Origin of the sequence: Streptomyces sp. NPDC001851 (assembly GCF_040297165.1) — a bacterium.
Lineage (GTDB): Bacteria > Actinomycetota > Actinomycetes > Streptomycetales > Streptomycetaceae > Streptomyces.
In genome coordinates, this window is sequence record NZ_JBEOYR010000052.1 from 1 (window position 1) to 22,514 (window position 22,514).

The window sequence follows — 22,514 nt, forward strand, 5'->3', positions numbered from 1 at the left end:
GTGTACTGCCTGCGCCAGGCGGATCCTTCACGGCCCGAGGCGTGACGGTACGAGCCAGAGCCGGTCATGCGCCGCGGCGGCGGGCTCATCCCGTGACGGGCACACGGGAACCGAGTCGGCGCCAGGCGCCGACTCGGTTCCCGTGTGCTAACTACTGACCTTCAAAGCGTGGTGTCGTAGAGGCTGACGTCTCATGATCCCTGCGGTATGCCGACTGCATGAGGTATGCGCAAGGGGGCGGGCTGACCGACGAACGGCGGGCCTTTCGCGAGAAGTTGCGGTTGGAAGCGGCCGAGCGGTTCAGACAGGGCGACGAGAACACGGTCATCGCTCACGACCTGCGGGTCAGCGTCCGGTCGGTACAGCGTTGGCGCAAAGCCTGGTCGCAGGACGGATCGAGAGCCCTGGCCTCGAAGGGCCCAGCATCGCTGCCGCTGCTCAGCGACGAACTGTTCGCTGTGCTGGAGCGGGAGCTGGCCAAAGGACCGGTGGCACACGGCTGGCCGGACCAGACCTGGACCCTGTCACGGATCAAGACGCTGGTCGGGCGTCGGTTCCACAAGAGCTACACCGCGCAAGGGGTGGCCGCGCTGCTCAAGCGGCACGGCTGGACCTGCCAGGTTCCTGCCCGGCGTGCGATCGAGCGGGACGAGAACCTGGTGGCCGGCTGGGTGAAGGAGACCTGGCCTCAGGTGGAAGGACCGTGGCGGCGCTCGACGCCTGGCTCGTCTTCGAGGACGAAGCCGGATTCTCGATGACGCCGCCGACCACCCGCACCTGGTCCCGCCGCGGCCACACCCCTGTGGTCTGCGTCCGGGGCCGCTCGCGCCGCCGCTTATCGGTGGCCGCCCTGGCCTGCTACAAGGCCGGCGAACGATCGCGGCTGATCTACCGGCCCTGCCTGGACGCCCGGCCCGACGGGCGCAAGAGCTTCTCCTGGAAGGACTACCGCGACCTGATCCAGACCGCGCACCAGCAGCTCGGCGGCCCGATCGTGCTGGTCTGGGACAACTTGAACACCCACCTCACCGCCGGGATGCGCCGCTACATCGCCGACCGTGACTGGCTCACCGTCTACCAACTCCCGCCCTACGCACCCGACCTCAATCCAGTCGAGGGCATCTGGTCGGTCCTGCGACGCACCACCACGGCCAACCGGGCGTTCGCCGACCCCGAAGACCTGATCACCGCCGTCCGGCGCGGCTTACGCCAGCTCCAGTATCGCCACGACGTCCTCGACGGCTGCCTCACCGGCACCGGCCTCCGACGCCAGCCACCATGACGACATCACGTATTCAAGGCCAGTAACCCGGCCCGCGGCGGCCCTGCCCACCGGTGAACTGGCCATACCGTACGGTCAACGGCATGACAGCGCAGTATTCGAAGACCCCCAAGCCCCGGGTGCAGTTGGTTATTGGCATCATCCGCCAAGGTGACGAGATTCTGCTTGTGCGAGAGAGCCTCGGCGCCGATGGTGAGATGCTCTGGTCGCTGCCCGGTGGCGGGGTCGAGGACGGCGAGCTCATGCATGAAGCTCTCCGGCGCGAGCTGCAGGAGGAGACCGGGCTGCTGGTGGGCGACCCGGTGCGGACCGCATTCCTCATGCACATCGACTCCGAGCAGCACCCTTCGGCGTTGGCCGCTGCCTTCGAGATCGACAAGTGGTCGGGGGACCTGGCGCCAGAGGACGACGACATCAAACAGGCCGCCTTCTTCCCCCTCCCCGACGCTCTGAAGCTGCTCGGCGAGCTGGACAGCGCAACGCAGCGGGAGCCCATCGTCGGCTATCTGACCGGGGCCATCGCCCCGGGGACCACCTGGCTGTATCGCAACCGGGGTAAGGAGGAGACGCTCGTCGCCCGCTGGTGACGCCAGACAGTGGCCACCACATGAAGATCACGATCTACAGCTGGAGTATTAGCACTCCAGCAGCGTTTCGCTGGTCTCCGCGCGAGCGGAGGTGAACCGACCGCCATGGGCAACACCGCGCAGAACGGGACCTGGTCTCCGCGCGAGCGGAGGTGAACCGGCAGCGGAACGTCGAGGCGGTACTTCGTGGCGCTGGTCTCCGCACGAGCGGAGGTGAACCGACGATGTGGCCGTTCCAGATGACGGGCCCGGGCTGGTCTCCGCGCGAGCGGAGGTGAACCGTCCCCGGGGACATTCTGGTCCCGGAGTCGTCATCTGGTCTCCGCGCGAGCGGAGGTGAACCGGAGCGGCGCGCCTGCGCGATCCTGCGGCTCGTCTGGTCTCCGCGCGAGCGGAGGTGTACCGGTTCGAGTGGATCAGCTGCTTGTTCCGGGCCACTGGTCTCCGCGCGAGCGGAGGTGATCCGGAGAGCGGAGGTGATCCGGAGATGGACGTCATGCGCCTGCGGATCTACGACTGCTCTTCGCGCGAGCGGAGGTGATCCGCCGTAGACGAACGCCTCGCCGCATTGGAACGGCTGGACTCCGCGCGAGCAGAGGTGAACCGGCACCGTCACCGTCAGCGATCCATGCAATCCATCAGACATCGGGCGACGTTTACAGAGGGGCCAGCCAGCCTGAGATCGGCATCTTTCGGATAAACCGCTCTGATGGCGTCCGTCAGTCGCCGCCAAGAAAAGCCGGGCTTGGGGTGCGTAGACTCGGCTATGGCGCGGGGCCGTCGTGGGAGCAACACCACTTGATGACCCGCAATCTGCCTGATCCTTCGAGTTCCTGTCGGCCACCGCCGGGGACGGCCGTTCGATCTTCCCCATCGGCGCAGGGGTACCGTCGAGCATGCGCCCCGGCCGGTCGGCTACCGACCAGAGGGTGCGCTCCTGGCCGTCGTTGATCGTGGTGGCTGCTTCTTCTTTCCCGACACGAACGCGCAGCGGCCGGGCCAGTGGGCCTTGGGGCGGCGGACCTGGATCTCGGTGCCGTCGATCCGCAGCTTCACGCCCTCGGCGGCAGCGTAGGCGAACACATCGGCCAGCGTTCCGCAGCCGCAGGCCGGGCCGGTCGGGGACGGCGAAGCCCCGGTCGGCGAGCAGCGGGCGGATCTCGCCGATGGCCTCGGTGACGGTGGAGCGGCCCACGCCGTAGAGCTCGGCGAGCGCCGCATGGGGCAGCTGGGTACGCAGGTGGACCAGGGTGACAAGTACCCGGTCGGTGAATACGAGCTCGTGCTTGCGTCCTGCCCCGGCCTGCCCCGGCCTGCCCCGGCCTGCCCCGGCCTGCCGCCGACGGTCCCCACCGCGGCGGTTGCGCAGCGTGGACTCACGTCGCGCCTGCCACGGGCGGGCCAACTCCTCCATCAACCGCATGAGATGTGCACGGGAGATGCCGGTGAAGGCAGGATGAGACACGCACGAGCCCGCTTCTTGGTCACACTCGAAGAACCCGTGCGGCCGCCTCCACGTCACGGCCTGGAACCGCCTCATGGTCAGCGGTCGGGACGGAAGTCTTCCCCCGCCAGCAGGAACGCCGAAACCACCTCCGTGAACGCCTCCGGCGCTGCGTTGTGGATCAGGTGTCCGACCGGGATGGTGACCACCCGCCCACGGGGGATGCGACGGGCCAGTTCGGCGATGCCGTCCTGGGGCACACGGCTGCGTGGGCCACTGGCTGCCCGGTCGGCCTGCGGTCGAGCCGGGCCTTTCTCCAGGCGGTCAACGTCAGCCCGATCAGAACCTATCGGGCGTCGGACAGGTCACTGGGGTACGGCTTGCGCTCGCTCACGGCGTAGCGTGATCACGAGGAAGCCGGAGGGCTCGGTTCCGCCGCCCACCAGGCGATTTCCGCAGTATCTTGAAGCCAGACGGACTCCCAAGTAAAGAACCGAACGAGGCGGACGACCGAGCCTTCGTCCCGGAGAAGGTCATTCACCGCCTATGCGACGAAAGCCTTGAGGGCAGGGCAGGGACGGGAGTCGCATACCGGGCCTGAGCTGCATAAACGCCCTCTCAGCTCAAGTTCAGAGCGCAGACAGCCGCCATCCGCTGCCACTGGTCAGCGGGCCGCAGCCTCAGTCTGGACGGGCTTTTGTGAGCCTATTCCTCCCCGGTTCGTAGGAGAGTGCCATTGGCTCCCGGGGCATAGGTGCGACGCGCGTTCTTCTCGATCTTGCGTGCGACTTCCTCGTCCAGGTTGACACCCTGCATCTGGGCGAGCCCGGCCAGGTACAGGAACACGTCGGCCAGTTCCTCGCCACGGTCGGGAAGTCCCTTGCGCCAGGCAGTGAAGGCCTCGCCGACCTCTGCGGTGAGGAGTCCGAACTCCAGGGGCACGTCCTTGGTGTTGAAGCCTTTGCTGAGTTTGTTCTCCCAGGCGAGCTTCTGGGCCTCGGCGATGTCCACGGTGGTCCCCTTGACAGTCTGGTTCGTTGTCTCGGGGAACCCTAGCGAGGCCCTAGAGGCTGATGCAGCGAAACCCTACTGGTGTCAGCCGGGGGGACGGCTGGTGTTCGATGAGGTGTCGTACGTCAGGACGGGTGCGTGGCGGGTGAGGGTGTCGAAGGCGCGCTGGTAGGCATCGGCCAGGGCGGTGATTTCCACCAGGCCTGGGGCTTGGCCGTCGCGGTCCTTGAGTCGTTGGCGGACGGTGGCGGTAGGGGCGGTGAGGTGGAGGAATACGCCGTCGCGGGCGGTGACCAGTTGGGCGAGGTCGAGGGCTTGGCTCCAGGTGAGGCGGGAGTGGCCGCGGTAAAGAGGGCCGTAGACGAGTTCGCTGAGGAAGCTGCGGTCCAGTACCAGTCGTCCAGGGCGGGCCAGGAGGTCGAGGTAGCGGTTGACCAGGTCCTGGTGGTCCGGGGTTCGTGGTGAGTGGACGGCGGTGAAGCCGTGCTGGCTGACGAGGTGGTGGGCCAGGGTGCTCTTGCCCACGCCATCGCTGCCTTCGAGCACGATGGTGCGGTGGGTGGCGATCTCCTCGACAGTCACCCGCCGATCCACGCGGTCACCTCTTCCTCACTGCGCAGTATGGCGTCCACGCCGTACTGGATCATCAGGTTGCGGCAGTTGGGCTCGCGGCCGGCGGCGTGGGTGTAGGTGCTGCGTGGCAGATAGGCGGCTGCCGGCAGGCCGGTGGCGCAGGCTGCGCCGATCAGGAGGGCGGCGCCGGGCGGGGTTTCGGGGCCGGAGGTGTCGACGATGATGCGACCGGAGCCGAGTGCGGCGGCCCAGTCATGGCGCGCGGCTGTGACGGGCTCGGCGGCCGCGAACCGGGTCGGGCCGAGGGCAGTCACGGACGGGCAGCGAACCAGGCCGGGCAGTGGGTGGTGCGGCAGGGTGTACGGGGAGGGCTCGGCGTAGACCGTGCTGTCGACTCGGACGCGTGCGGTCGTGTCGGTGACGGGGGCGGGGAGTTGCAGGGCGGCGTCGACGCAGGCCTCGACGGCCTGTTGGATCTGGGCCTGGTTGCGCAGGGCGAAGTCGGCGAAGCGGCTGGTCCCTGAGGGCTCGGTGACTGTGGCGAGACGGGGGGTGCGGACGATGCGGGTGGCGAGGGCGCCCAGGAGGGGGTCGGGGAAGTGGGTGCGGGGGCCGTTGGGGGTGGCGGAGTAGTCCTGGAAGTCCGTGGTCAGCAGGATCACGGGCACGCCGCGGGCGGCGGCGTAGCCGATCTCCATGCAGACGCCGTCGTCCGGGCTGGGCCCGTGGACGATGGCGATCAGGGCGCGGATGCGGCTCAGGCGCTCTTGGTCGAGTTCGAAGAGCCGCCGGCCTTTGACGTCGGCGACGAGGTCCTCCTCGTCGGTGTCGCAGAAGGGGAGGAACACGTGGTCTTCCCCGAGCTTGCGGGCGAGGTGGTGGGCCAGCTGGGCGGCAAGGGCACGGTCGTGGGCCGCGAAGAGGCGGTGGGCGACGTAATAGGACACTGGGCGGCTCCCTGCTGCGGGTCAGGACGGGGCGCGGCGTGGGGTGGGGAGGGACAGCGGTGTGTGGGCGGTGTGGCGGCTGGCGGCCTTGACGGCGCGGGGCAGGGCGGTGGCCGGTGGGATGCCGCGGGCGCGGTGGGCGAGGTAGGTGCCAGCCAGGGTGTCGCCGGCGCCGGTGATCTGCCGGACGGTGGGCAAGGCGGGCGGGGTGACGGGCGGCAGGGCGCGGCCGTTGCACACGATGCGGGCTGGGCGGGGGCCGTCGCTGATGACGACTTCCGGGCAGGGCCGAGGGCCGGCGGCGAGGGTGAGGAGGGCGTGTTCTTCGGCGTTGACGAAGATGGTGGTGGCGTGACGGAGCCAGGGCGCGGCGGCGGGGATGAGTTGCGGGGCGCTGGGGAGGTGGAAGTCCAGGCTGAAGGTGCAGCCACGTGCGGCCAGGGCTGGAAGCGCGGCGCGGATGTGGAGGGGGTGGCGGCAGCTGACGTGGAAGGCTGCTTGGGGGTAGCGGTCGATCAGGTGCAGGGCGTGGGTGGTGAGGTGTTCGGCGGCGCCGTAGTCGGTGTCGACGGCTGTGACGGTGCCGGCCTCGTCGTAGTGGATGGTGAACGCGGCCGAGGGCTGTGGTGCGTGGTGCAGGAGGGTCCAGTCCAGCGGGGGCAGGCGTGGGTCGTCGGGCAGGCGGGCCAGGTCGCTGCCGACGGCGGCTGCGGGGGCGACCGGGAGACCGGCGCGGGCGGCTGCAACGGCCAGGTGGAGGGCGGCGCCGCCGAGCTGCCGTACTGGTAGGTGGCCGGGGCGCTGGATGTGGTCGAGGGAGATGTTGCCGATCACGATGGTGCGCTGCATCGCGGGATCTCCCTGTCAGTCAGGACTGGGTGTGCGCGCAGTCGGTCAGGGCGGGGCAGGTCGGGCGGCGGGTGCACAGGCGGTCGGGGGGCCGGTTGAGGTAGAGGCGTTTGAAGTAGATCAGCGTCAGGTGGGTCCACCAGGTCGGGGCCGTCTCGGCGGGGATGGTGACGTTCTGGCCGGTGGTGAGGGCGCGCAGGGCGTCGGTGTGGCGGGCGACGGCGTGCTCGAGGAGCAGGCGCAGGTGTTCGTGGGCGGCTGGGCCGGAGGGGAGGGTGAAGCCGAGGGCGGGGGCGAGTTTGGTGACCATGCCGGAGTCGACGGGGATGATGCCGCAGTGGTAGCCGCGGGCGTACAGGGCGGCGCACTGGGCGACTTTGTAGGAGGCCCCGCGTACGTCGCGGGTGAAGGCGGTGATGAACGTCCCTGCGTCCCAGGTAGCCGGGTCGGTGCCGTCCTTGTCCCAGCGGGCCAGGGTGTCGGCCAGTGAGTACAGGTAGGTCAGGCGGGTCTGGGTCAGGCCGAGCGGGGCGACCAGGTCGCGGGCCTGGTCGTCGTCGAGGTCGGTGAGGGCGTCGAACCCGAGTTTGTTGGCTTTGGTGAGGACGGCGGCGTAGGTGTCGATCATGCGGTAGTTGATCCGGGTGGACCAGCCGGCGGCGAGCATCCGCATGCGGGGGTCGGTGATGGTGGGCGGCCACCAGCGGTTGTGGTCGTGGTTTGCTTCCACTTCCGCGGTTACGTCGGCGAGCGCGGCGGCGCGGGTGACGAACGCGAGGACGCGGTCATCGGTGCGTCTGTGGGGGGTGGTGACGGTCATGGCGCTGCTCCGGGGGCGGGCGGGAGGATGTGGGTGGCGAGGGCGTGGTTGGAAGAGATCACGGGAATGCCCAGCTGTTCCTGCAGGGTGGTGGCGGCGGTCAGGGTGCGCCAGCCGGTGCATGACAGCACGAGCGCGTCCGCTTTGGCGAGGGCGGCCGGCGGCAGGTTGGTGCACAGGCCGAGGATCTGCTGGGGGCGGATGTCCGGGTAGCCGTCGTCCAGGCCGAGGCTGGCGTGGGCGAGGACCTGGATCCCACGGTCGCCCAGTGCCGCGGCCTCGGCGCGGGTGACCGGATGCGGGTAGGGCGTGGCGAGCACGATGCGGGCCAGCCGGCGCCTGTGCAGGACGGTGGTGAGGGTGTCGAATGCGGTGATCACGCCCGGGGGGAGTTCGGGTCCGCCGGTGAAGGCGGCGGAGGTGCACGCCAGCACGGTGGCGTCCAGCGGCAGGTGGCGCATCGAGTCGACGGCGCTGGTGGCGGCGGCCCGCAGCCCGTGCCAGAACGCGTCGTCGACGGCGGTGGTGCGGGAGGCCGGCACGAGCCGAGCGTAGTGGAAGACAATGCCCGGCTCGCCGAGTTGGGGCAGTTCCTCCTCGACCGCCTGGTTGGCCCACGGCAGCAGTATCCCCACACGCCGCATGCCCGGTCCTTTGGGGGCGGACGGGTCAGCGCGCATGGTGGGTGCCGTAGAGGACGCGGGGGGCGTGATCGGTGACGGTGATGTCGGCCGGGGTTCCCACGGGGACGACGGCGTCGCGGTCGATGATCTGGATCGCGTAGGAGCCCAGGCGGCGGAACCACGTTCCGTGCTCGTCGACGAAGTAGGCGTGTACGCCGGGAATCTTCAGGCCGGCTGGGTAGACGCGTTGTTTCATCGGCTGGTCCCAGATCTGGTCGATGTCGGCCTTCCACGTCTCGAAGTGTTCGTTGGAGGGCAGGTTCTCCAGGCCGGCTTCCTCTTCGGCGAGGGGGGTGCCGGGGAAGGCGCGGGCCAGGCGCACGTTGGTGCGGTGGCACATCCATCCGGCGTCGTAGATCCGCTGCAGGGCGGTGAGGTTGGCCAGGTGCGTGGCGTGGGTCTCGCCGGGCAGGCCGTAGACGAGGTTGAGGCCAGGCAGCAGCTTCGGCAGCCCGCCCGGACCGCGCTCGGCGCCGGCCTCATTCACGTGCTCCACGGCGCGCAGCAGGATGTCTGGGGTGCAGGTCAGGGTGTTGCGTTCGATCACGGCCGGGTCGAACGACTCGATTCCCATGGGTGCGCAGTTGCCCTCGGTGCACAGCTCGGCAACCGCTGCCGCGATGCGTTTGCCGACCGGCGCGGCCACCGCCAGCGGATCCACGTTGTCGATGTGCAGCATCTGAAGTTCCGGGCACTGCTCTCGGATGCCTCCCAGCAGGGCGCGGATCGCTTCCTCGCTGCGGCCCTGGTAGGAGAAGAAGCAGGTCTGCTGGCCGAGCCGGAAATGGCGCACGCCCGCCTCGTACAACTGGACGGTCTCGGCCAGGACGTCCTCGACCCGACGGTGGGCGACGGCGGGCGACTTGGTGGGCTCGTTGCAGAAGCGGCAGAACGCCTTGCGGGTGCAGCCGCGGTACAGCTCCAGCTCTGCCACCGGCGCCCACGGCATCTGCTCGATCAGCCCGGTGAACGAGGAGCGGTCCGCCTCGAGCTGTGCGTACGGTGCGGGTGTGCGGCTGCCCAGGGCCAGGGTGGATGAGGTGATCGTGTGGGTGTGGACGGCGTCAAACAGCCCGGCCCACGCAGCCGGTTCGGTGAGCGCCCAGGTGGCCATGGGGCCGAGCAGGTAGCGGCGCCCGCGCACGCAGGCCATGGCGCCGACGATGTCGTCCTGGGAGCCGTTGACCGCGTGCAGGTGGACCGAGGGCACCTTGTCCCCCGCCACCACGACGACCGCCTCGGCGTCCCGTAACAGTTCGACTGCCTTGTCCCGGTTCACGGTCGCCGAGTACGTCCACCGGTCACTCAGTGGTGGTGGGGTGACGGCCGGGCGGCCTCCGGCCAGGCACCAGCGGACGTCGTCGATCGTCACGTACCTGACATCCGCGCCGGGGCGTGAGCGGCGCAGTGCCGCGTACGCCTGCCGCACGTAGGTAGACAGGTAGGGCGGGACGCCGAGGCCGCTGGGCTCAACGGTGTAACAGTCCAAGATCACCACAGGGGCAGTCATCAGAACTCCTCTCGTACACCGGTTCATCGGGCCGGGCCGCTCGTGTCGGCGTGGGCGGCCGCCCGGCCCGACACGAGCAGCCCCGCCCGCCTCTCAGGCGAGAAGCGACAAGGGTCAACATCCTCTTGCAGAAGTTGAGTTGGAGGCAGAGGGCAGTTCAGTCAAGCGTCGCCTGCCCGCTTCACGAGGAAGGGAAGGATGTAAGCGGAGTGAGGGGATGACACGCACACCACCCGCTGAGCAGGTCCTCGGCCCCGGTGCCAGATCCATCCCCCGACCTACTTGTCGGGGCTGAGCGGGAAGGCGCGCCGCGCGGCCCCGGGCGCGGGCGTGACGGCGGTGCTGATCGATCTAAGGTCACGGCGGCTCATGCCGGAGCTGGTGACCGCCTCGGACGACGAAGTCGAGGACGGCTTCTGGGTGGCACAGGTCGCGGCAATGACGGGGTAGCGTCACCCAGTAGGTGCCGGGCGGCTCGGTACAACCGAGGTCCGGGACGCCGAGGTAGGTGCCGGAGCCGAGGTACGGGGTCTCGGCGGTGCCGCTCCAATGGCTGCCCGTATGCCAAGGGACGAGTGCCCAATAGGTGGGGCCGACGGCGCATACGTCGTGGATGACTGGTCCGCGCACCTGTGCTGCCACCGTATCCGCGACGGCTTGGCGGTCATCGGTGCCGACCGCGGCGTGGATGATGGCGCCGGGAATGCGTACGGCTGCGAAGCGCCGGCCGAGCGGCAGCAGGGCCACCTTGTGGGCGGCCCATTCAGTGCGGGCCTGAGCAGGGAGCTCGTGCGCGCTGGCCAGCCAGGTCCTGATGGCGTGAGGTGAGTCGGTCTGTCCACTGCTGTCGCTGGGGTGCACAGCTAACGACAGCAGCGCCGATGTGGCAGGCGGCCGCGCGGGCCTACCTTGCTGCATGCGTCGCTCCCTCATGCGTGGGCCGTCTCCTGGTGAGATGGACGACTCACCGGGTGTGTCTGCCGTCGACGCTAGGCGCGCGGAGTATGACGAAGCCAGTGGTGTTCACGAATGTTCGCGCTGGCTGGTTGGTGCAGTCAGCTGGCGTGTTTCTCTTCTTGACCGTGGCATTGGTTGGGAATGAGTGTGTGTACATCTGTGCACATTCACAGCGTGGGAGGCCGAGGTGTCATTACGGTTCATCGGCATCGACCCGAACACTGGGCAGGGTGAGAGCCCGACCGTGTGGGTCGATGAGAACAGAGGCGAACTCGTCATCCAAGGGTGGAAGCCTGATGAGGTGACGGAAGCCGAGTGTGCCGCCTTCGAGATGCCCGGCCATGCGGTCGGTATCCCGGAGCATGAGCAGGTCGTGCGGGTGCCGGCCCGCATGGTGTCGATCCTGAGGGAGGCGTGCGATGCCGCAGAGCGTGCCCAGCTTCGCTGAACTGCTGGACGGTGCACGCGAGTCAGCTCTGCACCTGGAAATGCGCGATGCCTACGGGGTGGCTGGCGAAGCGGAGGCGCTTGCCCGGTGGAGGAAGACCGGCGAGGTCGACACCGATCCCGCCTCACCGTACTGGCGGCCGTGGGTGGAACTCGTGCGCCGCACGGTCGCGCGCGGTGTGGTCGTGCGGCGGGCGCGGATCGTGTCGGAGCCGGTGAGCGACTACATCCGGTACGAGCACGCGGGCACGGTCGTCAACCTTGCGGCGGGTGAGCAGGTGCGGTGGTTGCCCCGGCGCCAGGCGTCCGACATCGCTCTGCCGGGCAACGACTTCTGGCTGGTCGACGGTCGGCTGATCCGCTGGAACCACTTCACCGGCGACGGCGCGTCGGCCCCCGGGGAGGTCAGTCAGGATCCGGCCGCCACCCGGCTGTGTGCCGAGGCCTTCAACTCGGTCTGGGCCAGGGGCATCCCGCACGACGAGTACAAGATCTGCTAGCACGCCACGGAAGGGTCCAGCTGCACCACATGGCCGCCTCCCCATCCTCTTCGGCCCAGGCCGCCCGCGAACGTGTCGCCCGCCGGTTGCGGGACCTGCGGGCCGAGTCGGGCCTGACCGGGACCGAACTCGCCGCACGGTGCGGCTGGACCCATCCCAAGACATCCCGCCTGGAAAACGCCCGCACAGCACCCACCCCCGACGACATCCGCCGCTGGTGCCACGCATGCGGCGCCGACGACCAGGCCGACGGCATCATCGCCGAGTCCCGCGACGCCGAGACCGCCTACACCGAGTGGCGGCGCCAAGTTCGCAGCGGACTGCGCCGGCTCCAGGACAGCTATCGCGAGCTGTACCGGAGCACGGCGCTGTTCCGCATCTACTCATCGACCCTCGTGCCCGGCCTGCTGCAGACCGAGGGTTACGCCGCGGGCATCCTGCACACCAGCGCCCGTCTTCACGACGTCCCCGTGGATGACAGCGCTCAAGCGGCCCGGGCCCGCGTCGAGCGCAGCCGGATCATCCACGAACCCGGACACCGGCTCGTGGCGGTGATCGAGGAAGCAGCCCTGCGTCACCAGGTCTGCGATCCCGACGCAATGGCGGCCCAGCTGGGCTACCTTCTGACCGCCGGCGCCCTCCCCCAGGTCTCCGTCGGCATCATCCCTTTGGCCTCCCCCTCACGCGGGCAGTGGCCCCGTGAGACCTTCCACGTCTACGACGACCGACTCGTCAGCGTCGAACTCGTATCCGCCCGCGTACGGATCACACAACCAGACGAGATCGCCCTCTACTTGAAAGCGTTCGAACAGCTACGCGGCGCGGCCGTCTACGGAGCCGAAGCCCGAACCCTCATCGCACAGGCCATCGACACTCTTCACTGACCGCACACCGAGCAGAACCCTTGTCCGGGACGAAGATGCGGGACAACGCTGCGGCTGGCCTCGTGGCCACGGGCGCGAGTGCGACGGAAAGCTCACCGCATGGCGCCGGCATGGTCAGGAGCAGGTTCAGTAGAGCTGTGACGGCCTGCGAGGCGGCGGCAGGGCAGGCAGCAGTTCCCACAGCGGCCGTGATCCCGCGGCCCACGAGGCCAATACGTGGCGGTCCACGAGGTGCAGACACTGCTGCCGAGCGAAGACGCGGCCTGGTTCGGTGATCCTTCCATTGGTCACCATCACCACGACATCGCCCTTGTGGACCGGGCGGCCTGTCCCGTTGAGCACCTGCAGTTCCGGGGTGCCCACCGGAGTGCCCTGGGCGCCGTTGCGGCGGTGTTTGCACTGGATCACCCAGCGCCGCCCGAGCGGGTCGGTTGCCTTCACATCCGCGCCGAGGTCGCCTCGTCCGCCGACCTGGATGGCATCGCTGCAGCCGTCCCGGTACATCAGGTCACGGACTGCGTGCTCGAACTGGCGGTGGGACAGTGCATCCAGTTGTGCCAGTTGATAGCGCAAGGCCTGTGCTCGGGCCCGTTCCTGCTCCGCGTGCTGGGTCCGCTGCTGCCACCACCAGGTACCGCCCAGGACCGCAAGGACGGCCGCGATAAGCAGCAGCCACCAGTGTGCGAGGAGCCAGTTGACCACCATCACCGTGATCACCATGGCTGCAACGGCGGCCAGGATGGCGGCTTGCGTATCCTGTCGGTCGCGTCGGCGGCTGGTGGTCCGCCGCTTGACCGGTGGGCGCCGGGTCATCGCTCAGCTCCCAGGATGGAGAAGTCGATCGGGTACGAGACCGACGGCTGAGGTGCCGGCTTCCTCGGCTCGGGGACATCGAACTTGCTCGGGTACGACACGGTCGGGCGTGGCACGACGTCCTTTGAGGTGCTGCCGGCTTGATGGTCGAAGCGGATCGGGTAGGTCATCGACGGCCGGTGCGGCGCGCTGTCCGTTCCGTTCGCCGCCGAGGCGTGGCCGATGCCGAACACGGCCAGGCCGAAGAGAGCGAAGATGGTCATCTCCCGGCGCGCGCCCGGCGCCCATCGGGAGTGTCCGCGTACTGGCGTTCCGTCGGAGCGCACGTACGGCCGGACAAACGGCATGTGGTCCTCCCCCAGTGATTGGTGTCTTCCCCGCAATCACTCACATGCTGACGGCCGGCACTGACAACGGATCACGACCCATCACTCAACTCGCCCCGCTCATCGAATAGTTCAGGACACGACAGGACATGCGACTGTGGTTGAACGCGTGGTGCCGGGGCACCTGAGATGCGGGCGGTGCCTGGCGGCAATCCTCCCCGCGTGAGGATGCTAAAGGCTTTCCGCACCTGGGCAGTCGGGCCGCTCTTGGCCCCGCGCGCACTCGGTCAGAGCACGGCTGCGGAACGATCGCAGAGACAGGCATCCGGAGATGGATTCGGTCAATTCCAAAAGGAGCGTCCAAAGGCAGCGTCTGCGGCAAACCGGTCATGCCACGAGGGCGGGCAGAAGACGGCGCTGGCGGCTTTGGATCACAGACCAAGCTCGTCCAGTGCTCCTCGCCGCTGTGGGCTCAGGCCGGAGCGGCGGCGCAGGTTGCTCAGTCGCTGCGCCAGCCGTACCTGCTCGCAGTCGACCTGCTCGATGTGCAGCTGGGGGACGTTGTGAAATGACCCTCTCGCGCGCGGAAGGCACGTGCGGCGGCCAGTGCGCGCTCAAAGGCACGCTCCCGTGCCGGCAGCCGAGGGTTCTTGGCGCGGGAGGCGGGCGTGTCCGTCAGGTCGAGTCCCAGGTTTCTCATGAGGCGGCGCTTCTCGGGGAGAGGTCGTCGGCACGCCGGCCTTGGGTGGTAAGCCACTCCCCCGCCACTGAGACGGCCGCGTTCTGTTCCGTCTGCCGGCGGGCCGTGTGGTAAGCGCGCTGCCAGGTGAGCGGCCAGGGCGGATTCCACCACCGGTCCGGGGCAGTGAGGGCGGCGGTGCGCTGGGTGGCCAGCCAGCGGCCGAGGGAGAAGTCGTCGTGGAGGAAGTCGACCGGGATGGCGAGGTGACCGTTGCGGGCAGCGTAGGCGGCGGCGTGAGCCAGTCCCCGCTCAAAGGCCTGCTGGCGGGAGTCCCAGAAGATGCCGAGGCGTTCGAGGGCCTGGGCGCGGGCCGTATCGAGGAAACCGTCCCGTCCCTGACGGTGGCCTCCTCCCCCCAAAAAAAGCACCGGCACCAAGCTCAGTCAGCAGGTCACCCCCACGCCCCCATGGCCGAAGCCCAGTTGTCTCCCGCCCTCGCCTCGGCTTCCAAGGCCCGCGCCGCAGCCGGCATCGGCTCAGGCAACCACCCGCAATCGGCACGGGCCACCACAGTGACGTCGATCGTGTCGCGCGACCCCACCGACCCCGACCGCCGGTGCTGGCGGGGGATCGTCCAGATCGCCCTCGACCTGCTCGCCTGGATGCCCCTTCTCGCCCGAACCGGCAAAGCTCGACTGTGGGAGCCCCTCCGTCTGCGGCTGCGACTGTTCTTCACCGCGGCCCAGCTCGTCACCATCGGACGCCGCCGCATCCCCCGCGTCGCGGCGCACTGGCCGGTGGACCCATGTGATCACAGGCGCCCTCAACCGGTTGCACGCACTACCGAACCCCGGAGCCGTGAAAGCCGGCGCCCACCCGGCGCGACAGCCGGGTCATCAGCCTGCCCACGTGACAGAAATCCCCGCCTTGAACAGGCAGAAAGGTCCGTCAGCACGCTGACGGACCTCATGCAAGATCGAGGTTAGCGCTTCTTCATGATTTTGAAGTAGTTTTCGCCCAGGTTGAGCTGGAACACCATGCCGTACTGTTTGCGGATGGCAGCCACCGTAGCGGAAGACGGTTCGCGCAGACACCGTTTGACCGGTGGATCATTTTCGCACGGGCCTGTCGGTTCGCTGATGAAGTCGGGTTTCCATTGGCGGTCGCGTACCGGATCCCACTTCAGACTCTGGGTGACGGCGTCACGCGAAGGCACTTCAGGATTGTGTTTGTCATACGGCTTCCGGTAGTAGTCGATGAGCGCTCCGTATGCTGCGTGGTTGAACTCAATGCCGGATACGTTCCGGTCGCCGGCTGTGAGGATCCCGTCGAGGACGGACACGATGTGTTTCGGGTCGGCGCCGAAGTAGGCGGTGACATTCAGGCCACAGCTGATCTTGTACAGGTCGCTGTCCCTGGTCTCCAGCCATCCCCTGGCTGTTCCGCCCCAGCAGCTGTCGCTGACGACGACCAGGCCGAGCTTCAAGGGCGTGTTCTCGACGTACGCTTGAACCACTTCTCTGAGCCTGGCTTCCGACTTCTGCCTGGCGTTGACCGCTTCCGGGCTGCCGGCAAGTTTGCGGACAGTCTTCTCCGGTACAGCCCGGTCCTCTGCCGAGCACGCGGACACCGCCAGCGCCAGAAGCATCAATGCCGCTGTCTTGACCTGCTTGACCCGCTGCATGAACGTGGCCCCTCCTCGCGTCTGCCCCCAGCATGCAGCCCAGGTGCGGCCGGCAGCATGAGTATGTGTACTCAAATGCCTTGTCGGGAAGCCCTGTTGGGCTTCCCCACATGGTCTGGCTGGGTTAGTTCTTGGGCCAGGCGCCCAGCGCGGCCTCCAAGGTGTCTGCGTACAGTCGCGCACCGGCGATCTTCGGATGGAACGACTGCGCGGAGATACCGAACTTGAAGAACGGCCAGTCGATCTTCGGTTCGTCGCTGTCTGTCAGATCGGTGACAATGCCGTGAATGCTTTCGGGGTCGCCGCAGACGGCCTTGCCATAGAAGAACGCCTGCGGGTTGGCATAGCCGACGTCCACACCGTGCTTCCTGACGAGGTCAGCAGTCTCGAACATCGTCTGTGCTAGATAGTCGGCCACGCCGTTGAGCCACTGGGATTCCTCCGGTGAGATCCCGACGAGAGGGATCTTGTTGAGGCAGGAGGCGTCGTTGGACAGCAGCGGCGGGTAACCCATGAGGACGATCCGGGCGTTCTTGGCTTCGTGGTGGATTGCCTCGATCGTCTTCTGGATGCTGGGTGCGACGACGTCGCTGATGAGGTCCGGGACGGCTTCCGCGAGCGGCTTGCCCTGGTAGGGGCCGTCAGGTACGTCCTTGCCTTCGACGTTGTCGAACTTCTTCTCCTGGCACGGATTCCCTGGCGCCATGCACTGGGCGATCACGTAGCCGAACCGGGAGTCGTTGCCGCCGATGGAGATGGTGACCAGGTCGGTGTTCTGGTCCAGGTATCCCTGCTTGAGCTGCGGCAACTCTCCGGTGTTGTCGAATCTTCTGTCTTTGGGGTCGGCCGGAGCGATCACGTTGTAGGTGCGGGATCCGGAGCAGGCGATGAGGTGGTAGTCCATCCGCGCGCTCCAGTTGTCGTCCAGTTCGCCGATGGAGAGCTGTTCGCCGGGGAGCTTTGCCTGCCGGGACCACGCGTAGGTGGAGCGGTGGCAGCCGTCGCGGTCTCCGCTGACCTTGTTGCGCCAGTTCGTCTCCGGGTAGTAGTCCCGGTTGCCCTCGGAGGCTCCCTCACCGCTGGAGAAGGAGTCGCCCATCGCGACGACCGTGTGGTTCGGTTTACCGGGAAGGCCCTGGAAAGCGACCGCGCCCCAGGCAACGTCCTCGTCGCCGGTCCCGTCGGCGGTGGTGTTGGTCAACGTCACGGACGGGGTTCCGGTGAAGTGGAAGACGCCGAGGCTGACCCATCGGCCGGCTCGCTGCTCCACGATCCGCGTAGGGCTGGTCGTGTCAGAACCGTGGATCGTGTAGGCGGCCTGCCTGGTCTGTGCCCCGGTGTCGGGAAGGTGGACCAGGACACGCGCCCAGTTGAGGCTCTGGCCGAGGGTCCAGGTGCCGTCGATGGTCATGTAGCCGCCGTCACCGCCGAAGTGGTCGGCGTTGCGGGTGTGGGTATACCAGTAGTGGCCGCCGTACCCGCCGCCCACCGAGTGCAGGTCGGCCTTCGCTTCGTACCGGCCTTCCGCACCCGGGTTGAACGAGAACTGGAACTTTCCCGCGGAGTGGATCGTCGCGCAGCCGCTCTGGTCGCTCCAGGTCGGTGTTCCGTCCGGCACCGAGGCGACGACCTTGGATCCGGCCGGGGCGGGGGAGCACACCGGCGTACCGGTCTGGAGCCGAGTGCCGCGTCCCGGTTCCTTCACTAGGCTCTGGTACTTGATGTTCTCGAAGCCGCACGTAGTGGCGCAGTCGGGCTTCCAGGTCGTATTGGGCTGGTTCCACCAGTACTGTGCGTAGCACTCGGCGTCGGGGCACTTCGGCGGCGTGTCGGTGTTGCAGTTGTTCTTGGAGTTGCAGAACACGTCGGGCTCCGGAGCGACGCGCGCCCGGTTGTATTTCGCGCTGCCTTGCTCTGTGGCTGGGCCGGCCGTTCCGTTCCAGTAGGCGGGGCGGAAGCCGGCGGAGGAGAAGCCGGACTCTCCGGGCCAGTCCTGCCGCCCGGAGGTGGCGTAGGAGTAGCCGGTGTCGATGGACCAGGCGGCCCAGCCCATCACCTTCAACTCGTAGGGCCAGTCCTGCGGATGGGCCGCGTCCTTGTTTGCCTCCGGCCCGTCCACGTCGGTGTTCATGAAGGGATGGCCCCAGCCCTTGGCATAGATGGGGTTGGCCGGGTTGTTGTACCAGCCCAGGCCCCAGTGCCCCGAGTGGTTCCCGGCGTCCGACGGAGGGTTGAAGCCGAGGTTGTAGTTCCACACGGCGGTGAACCAGTTCTCCACCTTCGACGGATCATCGTCGTTGACGGTGATTTTCTGGCCGTCCTTGTGGACCTCGTTCCACTTGTCCGCGAGGATCTTCAGGGAGGCGGCGACGTTCGTCGCGTAGTCGATCGCGACGAGCTTCTGCAGGGCCGGGGACAGGCTGGTCTCGCCCGGCTTCTCGTGACTGGCCAGGCGCATGCCGTCGGTCACCTGGCCAACGCCGTAGCCGCAGTCGGACTTGTCCCAGTTGATCTGCCAGTAAGCGGCCGGGTCGTTGGGGTCGGCCTTGTGGCCGTAGTAGCCGTCGACAGCGGCCAGGGGGTTACCCATCTGTCCGGGGATCGACCCGCCCTCGGCCTGCCACAAGTTGGACTCCTGGGCCATGATGCCGAGGAGAACGTTGACCGGGATTCGACCGCCCCCCGTCAGTTTCGGCAGGGGGAACAGAGCTTGTGGGTCGACGGTGCCGAGGCCAGCCTGGTCACGGTAGCCGCCCTGAGTGATGTAGCTGGCGCTCAGGTCGCCGCGCACGGCCATGTCGACCGCCCACTCGACCTGGTTCGAAGTCGGCTGTAGCGCCTGTACCTTGAGGTCATTACGGGAAACCGCGCACCAACGATCGTCGTCGGTCGGAGGACTCACCGTTAGGGCCGCCTTCGAGCCGGTGCCCTTCGGCCGGTGTGCCGCGTCGGCCGTGACAAAGACCGGGGAAGGATTGTTCCCCGAGCCATCGGAGGCGTCGCTGTACACGCTCTGAGTCAGCTCGGCACCCGTGGCGGTGGCGGTGCTGGTGACCGTCACGGCCTTTTCGCCGTCGTCAGCGGGCGTCGCCGTACGCGAGGTGGGTTCCCCGGTCTTTGCGAAGCCCTTGCCCGCACCCTTGATGTGCGTCAGACCGGCGCGCACACCAGGCGTGAGCACCGGCTGGATCGCGAGACGGCCGTGTGAGGACACATCGGTGCCGGCCGGGGCGTTGAGGCGGGTGACGCCGGTTCCCGTCGTGGCGGTGGATTCCTTGGGGTGGCCGGTGAGGAAGACCCTGCCCGCCTCTCCCTGCATGAGGTCGAGGTCGCCGAGCTTGGCCGAGGCGATGCTCTTCGGCTTGGCACTGCCGGTGTACAGCTTGGCCTGCGCCGTTGAGTCGCCCTTGCGGTCGATGAAGGCGATCCTGCCGTCGGCGGAGGGCCGGATGTCGAACGGGGTGCTGTCCGCGTCCGCAAGGTTGGTCACGCTGCCCGAGTGGTCGAGGTGGACCAGGTGGCTGCCGAGCGCGGCGACCGTGCCGTCCCGCACCGGAACGGCGCTCGTTAGCTCACCCTTGGCAGCCGCCGTGCCCGTGGTCTTCCCGGACACGTCCACGGTGATCACCCGGGTCCGGGTGTGCGCGGCGTCGTTCATGTCCCTGAAGCCGGTGAAGGCGGCTTGGTGCGTGATCGTGTTGCAGGACGGATCGAATGAGGCCAGCGACGCGGTGAAGGGCAGCTTCGTCACCTTGCCGGTCGTCAGGTTGACGATGGCGGCGAAGGCGCCGCCCTGCATCAGATCCGGCTTGTTCGTGAAACTGCGCGGCGCGTAGACGACAGCCGCGTGCGTGTGGTCCATCAGGCACTGGTTGCCGATCCAGGAGTCCGCCGGCAGGCCCGGTTCGGCCAGGACAGCGGCGGTCTTCCACGCGTACGCCTTGTCGCTGTCGGCGACGAGGATGCGCAAGCCGTCCGCGTCGGCGGCGGCGGTGACCGCACGGTCGGAACTGTTCTGCCAGTCCCTGCCGAGCTTTCTGTCCGGATCCGTCACACGGCCGGGAGGGACCGGCGTGGCCTGTGCGTTGTTGCCGTGGCCGGGGCTGGGCGTCGGCGCGGCAGCAGCGGGTGCTGCCTGCAGCAGGCCGCCGGTCAAGGCCGCGCAGGCTGCCAGGGCAGCTATAGGCAGGTGCGCTCTTTTTCTGCGTCTCAAGAGAGAGCTTCCCCGTTTCTGGTTGAGAGGATCCCCTGCCTGGTCGGGGCAGGGCTCGGCCGCCCACCCCCCGGCAAGAGGACCGGAGGGTGGGCGCGAGTGTGAAGAGAGTTGGCCGACGATGAGAGCGGCAACGGCGCGGACGGCGGACCCGGGCTTCTCCAGCCAGGTCCGCTTGGCCCGGGAGCGTGGCAGCGATGGCCACGTGTGCGTCCATGCCAGAGCCGGTGAATCAGCCGACCTTGGCCGCGGGGAGTCGCCGAATTTTGGTGGGCGACTCGCCCGAGCGGCGCCATTGGTACCGGCTCAATGGGCGTAGGCGCTCATCAGCGTGTGCGTGCCGTATTGGAGCCGGACGGCAGGTCCGGCCCCGGACCGGCTCGCCAAACAGCTCGCGCGAACAGGACGCCGTGGATGGTGGTTGGGAGGGGGGCCGAGGTGGGGTTCTGCTAGGCCTTGTATTCGTTCCGCTCGATGCTCTCGATGGTGATGTGCGGATGCGCGGGAGGCATGTGACCGGGGTCCCTTACCGTCAGCTCAGCCGGCCACGAGGTCCCCGGATACAGGCCGACGACATCCGCCGATTCGCTGGCCGTTGCGTCGTAACCTCCCGGCCCTGTGATCCGAAGGCGGAATCGGTAGAAAGCACGCTTGGTACCACTGTTGACCACCTCGACAGGGACCGTCAGCGCATCTCCGTCCCGCCTGGTCGTGTACACGGTCAGGTCTCCTTGTCGGATGACCGGAGTTCCGAAGTGCTCACTGCCCTTGGCGATACCTGTCACCGGGGATGGCGTGATGGTCACCCCGGGCGGAGCCGCCTGCCTGCGCTCTCTTTCCGCCTTCTGCCTGGCTGCCTCCACCCTGTCAGGGCTTGGTGTGGCAGCGGCCGAAGGCCTGGCGGAATCCGGCGATGAGGGCCGGACGGCTGAGTTGTCCGGGCCATGGCTCGCCGGTTCGTGCCCGCACGCAGCGGTCATCGCTCCAGCAGCGACGAGCAGAACGAGGAGCCGACGGGACGCTGGCGTACGTACGGGCATGAAGTGCACCTCCGGGACGGAGAGGGATGGGTGACGGTCAGTCGCAGCCACTGACGTCCTCCCGCCGGTCGATGATCGCAACATCGCCTTCCCACATCAGGGCGTTCACCACGGCGCAGCCGGGATCGAAGTCGCCCTCGATCTTGACCGGACCCGCGTAGTCAAGGAACCAGCCATCATCGGCATTGCATGTGACCCGGTGGCCGCCGGCGCACACCTTCAGCTTCATGTGCTTCTTGACCCCGAGGTTGTTGTCGAACACGGCGCATGCCCCGCTCCCCCCGTGCGGCCCAAACTTGTCGTACGCGAAGAGGGTTCCGAACCGGCGGGAGTCCGGAAGGCGCTCTGCCGAAGTCAGCTCGTATCCGCTCCCACACAACGCGCCGCCGGCTTGCACCGCCGCGGGATCGGCCGCCGCGAGAGCACGCGTCTGCGGATCATGCGCCGCGCTCGGTGAAAGCTCGACGCTGGTGCCGGGCACCTTCTCGGGAACGGGCTTCGAGTCCTGGGCTAAGGCTTGCGGAGCTGCCAGAACCGAAGAGACGAAAGCTGTGGTCAGGGCAAGAGCAGGCAGCCATTTACGCATGGCGAAGTTCCCCCCATGTTGAAGGCACAAGGAGACCAGCCTGTTGGAGCAGGTGCGTGTGGGGTCCCCGTTGCGCTGAGTGTTGGTCGTCCGCTCCCGTCCCGCCCGAACGTTGCAGGCGGGCAGTTCCCCAACTGGCCGGGAGCAGGTCGTCACTCTATGCCCGCAGGCAGCAGCAGGCACAAGAGCATTGGGCTCGAAATGGCGAGGAGACGGTCCCTGCCACCAAGCAAGCGGAACCAGGAGGACACAGTGCTCCGCATGCGATCTGCAGCGGAAGCGGAACCTGCAGGGTGCGCGCAGACCATGGCGGAAACGCGCGCACGGCTTGCCAGCCGGATGAGGGAAGATTGCTGTAACGCACCCCACTACCGTGCGGTGCGTACCCTTGCGGGCGGGGATACAGGCATTCAGCCCGCATCCGTGGCCGCGGCCATGCTACGTCGAAGAGCTACCCCCCGCGGGCGTGGAGCTGGTCCCCGGTACGGGGGGCCATCAACGGGGGCGAGGGCGCGTAGGGCGGGTGTTGGGCGAGTTGGTCGGCCATCCACGTGTACAAGCCCTGCCGACCGGGTCCCACCACTGCAGCACTTCGGCAGGACGGACCACGACTGGGGCGCCCAGGCTCGCCACTTCGCCGCCGAACTCGCAGCCCGTGTCCCCTCACGCGACGCCT

General features: G+C 68.1%; 22 protein-coding genes, 3 pseudogenes and 1 CRISPR repeat array. Of the genes and pseudogenes, 6 read left to right on the forward strand and 19 right to left on the reverse strand.

The window, feature by feature from the left end; translation table 11 throughout:
- Positions 1-218: 218 nt before the first annotated feature.
- Positions 219-1,282, forward strand: a protein-coding gene (locus tag ABT171_RS42090) for an IS630 family transposase (protein WP_503078911.1) whose coding sequence is annotated in 2 segments (ribosomal slippage) — positions 219-662 and positions 665-1,282 — 1,062 coding nt in all. Because the reading frame shifts where the segments join, the coding sequence is not laid out codon by codon here.
- 83 nt (positions 1,283-1,365) lie between these two features.
- The gene (locus tag ABT171_RS40780) at positions 1,366-1,869 is read left to right on the forward strand and encodes an NUDIX hydrolase (protein WP_351251903.1); all 504 of its coding nucleotides are present in this window, start codon (positions 1,366-1,368) and stop codon (positions 1,867-1,869) included.
- 70 nt (positions 1,870-1,939) lie between these two features.
- Positions 1,940-2,475: a CRISPR direct-repeat array (repeat unit 29 nt; unit sequence CTGGTCTCCGCGCGAGCGGAGGTGAACCG).
- Positions 2,476-2,784: 309 nt separating this feature from the next.
- Here ABT171_RS40780 and ABT171_RS42095 read toward each other — a convergent pair.
- The 12 genes and pseudogenes from ABT171_RS42095 to ABT171_RS40835 form a co-directional block, all read right to left on the reverse strand.
- Positions 2,785-2,952, reverse strand: coding sequence for a hypothetical protein (locus tag ABT171_RS42095; protein ID WP_503078916.1), 168 nt, complete (start codon positions 2,950-2,952; stop codon positions 2,785-2,787).
- A 61-nt stretch (positions 2,953-3,013) separates the two neighbouring features.
- Positions 3,014-3,409, reverse strand: a pseudogene (locus ABT171_RS42100) (helix-turn-helix domain-containing protein); the annotation flags it as partial.
- Positions 3,410-3,411: 2 nt separating this feature from the next.
- Positions 3,412-3,573 carry an alpha/beta fold hydrolase gene (locus ABT171_RS40790; RefSeq protein ID WP_351251952.1) on the reverse strand — a complete coding sequence of 54 codons (162 nt, stop codon included), beginning with the start codon at positions 3,571-3,573 and terminating at the stop codon, positions 3,412-3,414.
- Positions 3,574-3,590: 17 nt separating this feature from the next.
- Positions 3,591-3,707 (reverse strand): annotated as a pseudogene (locus tag ABT171_RS40795) (IS5/IS1182 family transposase); the annotation flags it as partial.
- Positions 3,708-4,018: 311 nt separating this feature from the next.
- A complete protein-coding gene (locus ABT171_RS40800) occupies positions 4,019-4,324 on the reverse strand; it encodes a nucleoside triphosphate pyrophosphohydrolase family protein (RefSeq protein ID WP_351251905.1) in 306 nt (101 codons plus the stop codon).
- Positions 4,325-4,408: 84 nt separating this feature from the next.
- A complete protein-coding gene (locus ABT171_RS40805) occupies positions 4,409-4,906 on the reverse strand; it encodes a hypothetical protein (RefSeq protein WP_351251907.1) in 498 nt (165 codons plus the stop codon).
- The gene (locus tag ABT171_RS40810) at positions 4,903-5,844 is read right to left on the reverse strand and encodes a nucleoside 2-deoxyribosyltransferase (protein ID WP_351251909.1); all 942 of its coding nucleotides are present in this window, start codon (positions 5,842-5,844) and stop codon (positions 4,903-4,905) included. Before ABT171_RS40810 ends, ABT171_RS40805 begins: the two co-directional genes overlap by 4 nt.
- Positions 5,845-5,865: 21 nt before the next feature.
- The gene (locus ABT171_RS40815; protein WP_351251911.1) at positions 5,866-6,693 is read right to left on the reverse strand and encodes a PfkB family carbohydrate kinase; all 828 of its coding nucleotides are present in this window, start codon (positions 6,691-6,693) and stop codon (positions 5,866-5,868) included.
- Between the two features lie 19 nt (positions 6,694-6,712).
- Complete coding sequence (locus ABT171_RS40820; protein WP_351251913.1) at positions 6,713-7,513, reverse strand: hypothetical protein; 801 nt, start codon at positions 7,511-7,513, stop codon at positions 6,713-6,715.
- Positions 7,510-8,157: an aspartate racemase/maleate isomerase family protein gene (locus tag ABT171_RS40825; RefSeq protein ID WP_351251915.1), complete on the reverse strand. Its 648-nt coding sequence runs from the start codon at positions 8,155-8,157 to the stop codon at positions 7,510-7,512. Before ABT171_RS40825 ends, ABT171_RS40820 begins: the two co-directional genes overlap by 4 nt.
- A 25-nt stretch (positions 8,158-8,182) precedes the next feature.
- Positions 8,183-9,706, reverse strand: a complete 1,524-nt coding sequence (locus ABT171_RS40830) for a radical SAM protein (protein ID WP_351251917.1) — start codon at positions 9,704-9,706, stop codon at positions 8,183-8,185.
- Between the two features lie 357 nt (positions 9,707-10,063).
- Positions 10,064-10,624 carry a hypothetical protein gene (locus ABT171_RS40835; RefSeq protein WP_351251919.1) on the reverse strand — a complete coding sequence of 187 codons (561 nt, stop codon included), beginning with the start codon at positions 10,622-10,624 and terminating at the stop codon, positions 10,064-10,066.
- 226 nt (positions 10,625-10,850) lie between these two features.
- Between ABT171_RS40835 and ABT171_RS40840 the strand changes: the two genes are divergently transcribed.
- Genes ABT171_RS40840 through ABT171_RS40850 form a run of 3 tightly spaced genes read left to right on the forward strand, consistent with a single transcriptional unit; the run spans position 10,851 to position 12,494 of the window.
- The gene (locus tag ABT171_RS40840; protein WP_351251921.1) at positions 10,851-11,111 is read left to right on the forward strand and encodes a hypothetical protein; all 261 of its coding nucleotides are present in this window, start codon (positions 10,851-10,853) and stop codon (positions 11,109-11,111) included.
- Positions 11,083-11,610 (forward strand): DUF6879 family protein, encoded by a 528-nt coding sequence (locus ABT171_RS40845; RefSeq protein WP_351251923.1) that lies wholly within the window; start codon positions 11,083-11,085, stop codon positions 11,608-11,610. The genes ABT171_RS40840 and ABT171_RS40845 overlap by 29 nt, the downstream gene beginning before the upstream one ends.
- A gap of 29 nt (positions 11,611-11,639) precedes the next feature.
- Positions 11,640-12,494: a helix-turn-helix domain-containing protein gene (locus ABT171_RS40850; RefSeq protein ID WP_351251925.1), complete on the forward strand. Its 855-nt coding sequence runs from the start codon at positions 11,640-11,642 to the stop codon at positions 12,492-12,494.
- A 126-nt stretch (positions 12,495-12,620) separates the two neighbouring features.
- Here ABT171_RS40850 and ABT171_RS40855 read toward each other — a convergent pair whose 3' ends face one another.
- The 3 genes from ABT171_RS40855 to ABT171_RS40865 form a co-directional block, all read right to left on the reverse strand.
- Positions 12,621-13,307, reverse strand: a complete 687-nt coding sequence (locus tag ABT171_RS40855) for a restriction endonuclease (protein ID WP_351251927.1) — start codon at positions 13,305-13,307, stop codon at positions 12,621-12,623.
- Positions 13,304-13,570 carry a hypothetical protein gene (locus tag ABT171_RS40860; protein ID WP_351251929.1) on the reverse strand — a complete coding sequence of 89 codons (267 nt, stop codon included), beginning with the start codon at positions 13,568-13,570 and terminating at the stop codon, positions 13,304-13,306. The genes ABT171_RS40855 and ABT171_RS40860 overlap by 4 nt, the downstream gene beginning before the upstream one ends.
- Positions 13,571-14,329: 759 nt before the next feature.
- A complete protein-coding gene (locus ABT171_RS40865) occupies positions 14,330-14,743 on the reverse strand; it encodes a helicase associated domain-containing protein (RefSeq protein ID WP_351251931.1) in 414 nt (137 codons plus the stop codon).
- Positions 14,744-14,935: 192 nt separating this feature from the next.
- On the opposite strand from ABT171_RS40865, the pseudogene ABT171_RS40870 reads away from it, so the two are divergent.
- Positions 14,936-15,170 (forward strand): annotated as a pseudogene (locus tag ABT171_RS40870) (transposase); the annotation flags it as partial.
- Positions 15,171-15,297: 127 nt separating this feature from the next.
- On the opposite strand, the gene ABT171_RS40875 reads toward ABT171_RS40870, so the two are convergent.
- From ABT171_RS40875 to ABT171_RS40890, 4 genes are all read right to left on the reverse strand, one after another.
- Positions 15,298-15,999, reverse strand: a complete 702-nt coding sequence (locus ABT171_RS40875) for a hypothetical protein (RefSeq protein ID WP_351251933.1) — start codon at positions 15,997-15,999, stop codon at positions 15,298-15,300.
- Between the two features lie 124 nt (positions 16,000-16,123).
- On the reverse strand, positions 16,124-20,212 hold the full coding sequence (locus ABT171_RS40880) for an SGNH/GDSL hydrolase family protein (RefSeq protein ID WP_351251935.1): 4,089 nt from the start codon (positions 20,210-20,212) through the stop codon (positions 16,124-16,126).
- Between the two features lie 449 nt (positions 20,213-20,661).
- The gene (locus ABT171_RS40885; protein WP_351251937.1) at positions 20,662-20,931 is read right to left on the reverse strand and encodes a hypothetical protein; all 270 of its coding nucleotides are present in this window, start codon (positions 20,929-20,931) and stop codon (positions 20,662-20,664) included.
- A 358-nt stretch (positions 20,932-21,289) separates the two neighbouring features.
- Complete coding sequence (locus ABT171_RS40890; RefSeq protein WP_351251939.1) at positions 21,290-21,838, reverse strand: hypothetical protein; 549 nt, start codon at positions 21,836-21,838, stop codon at positions 21,290-21,292.
- Positions 21,839-22,514: the final 676 nt, after the last annotated feature.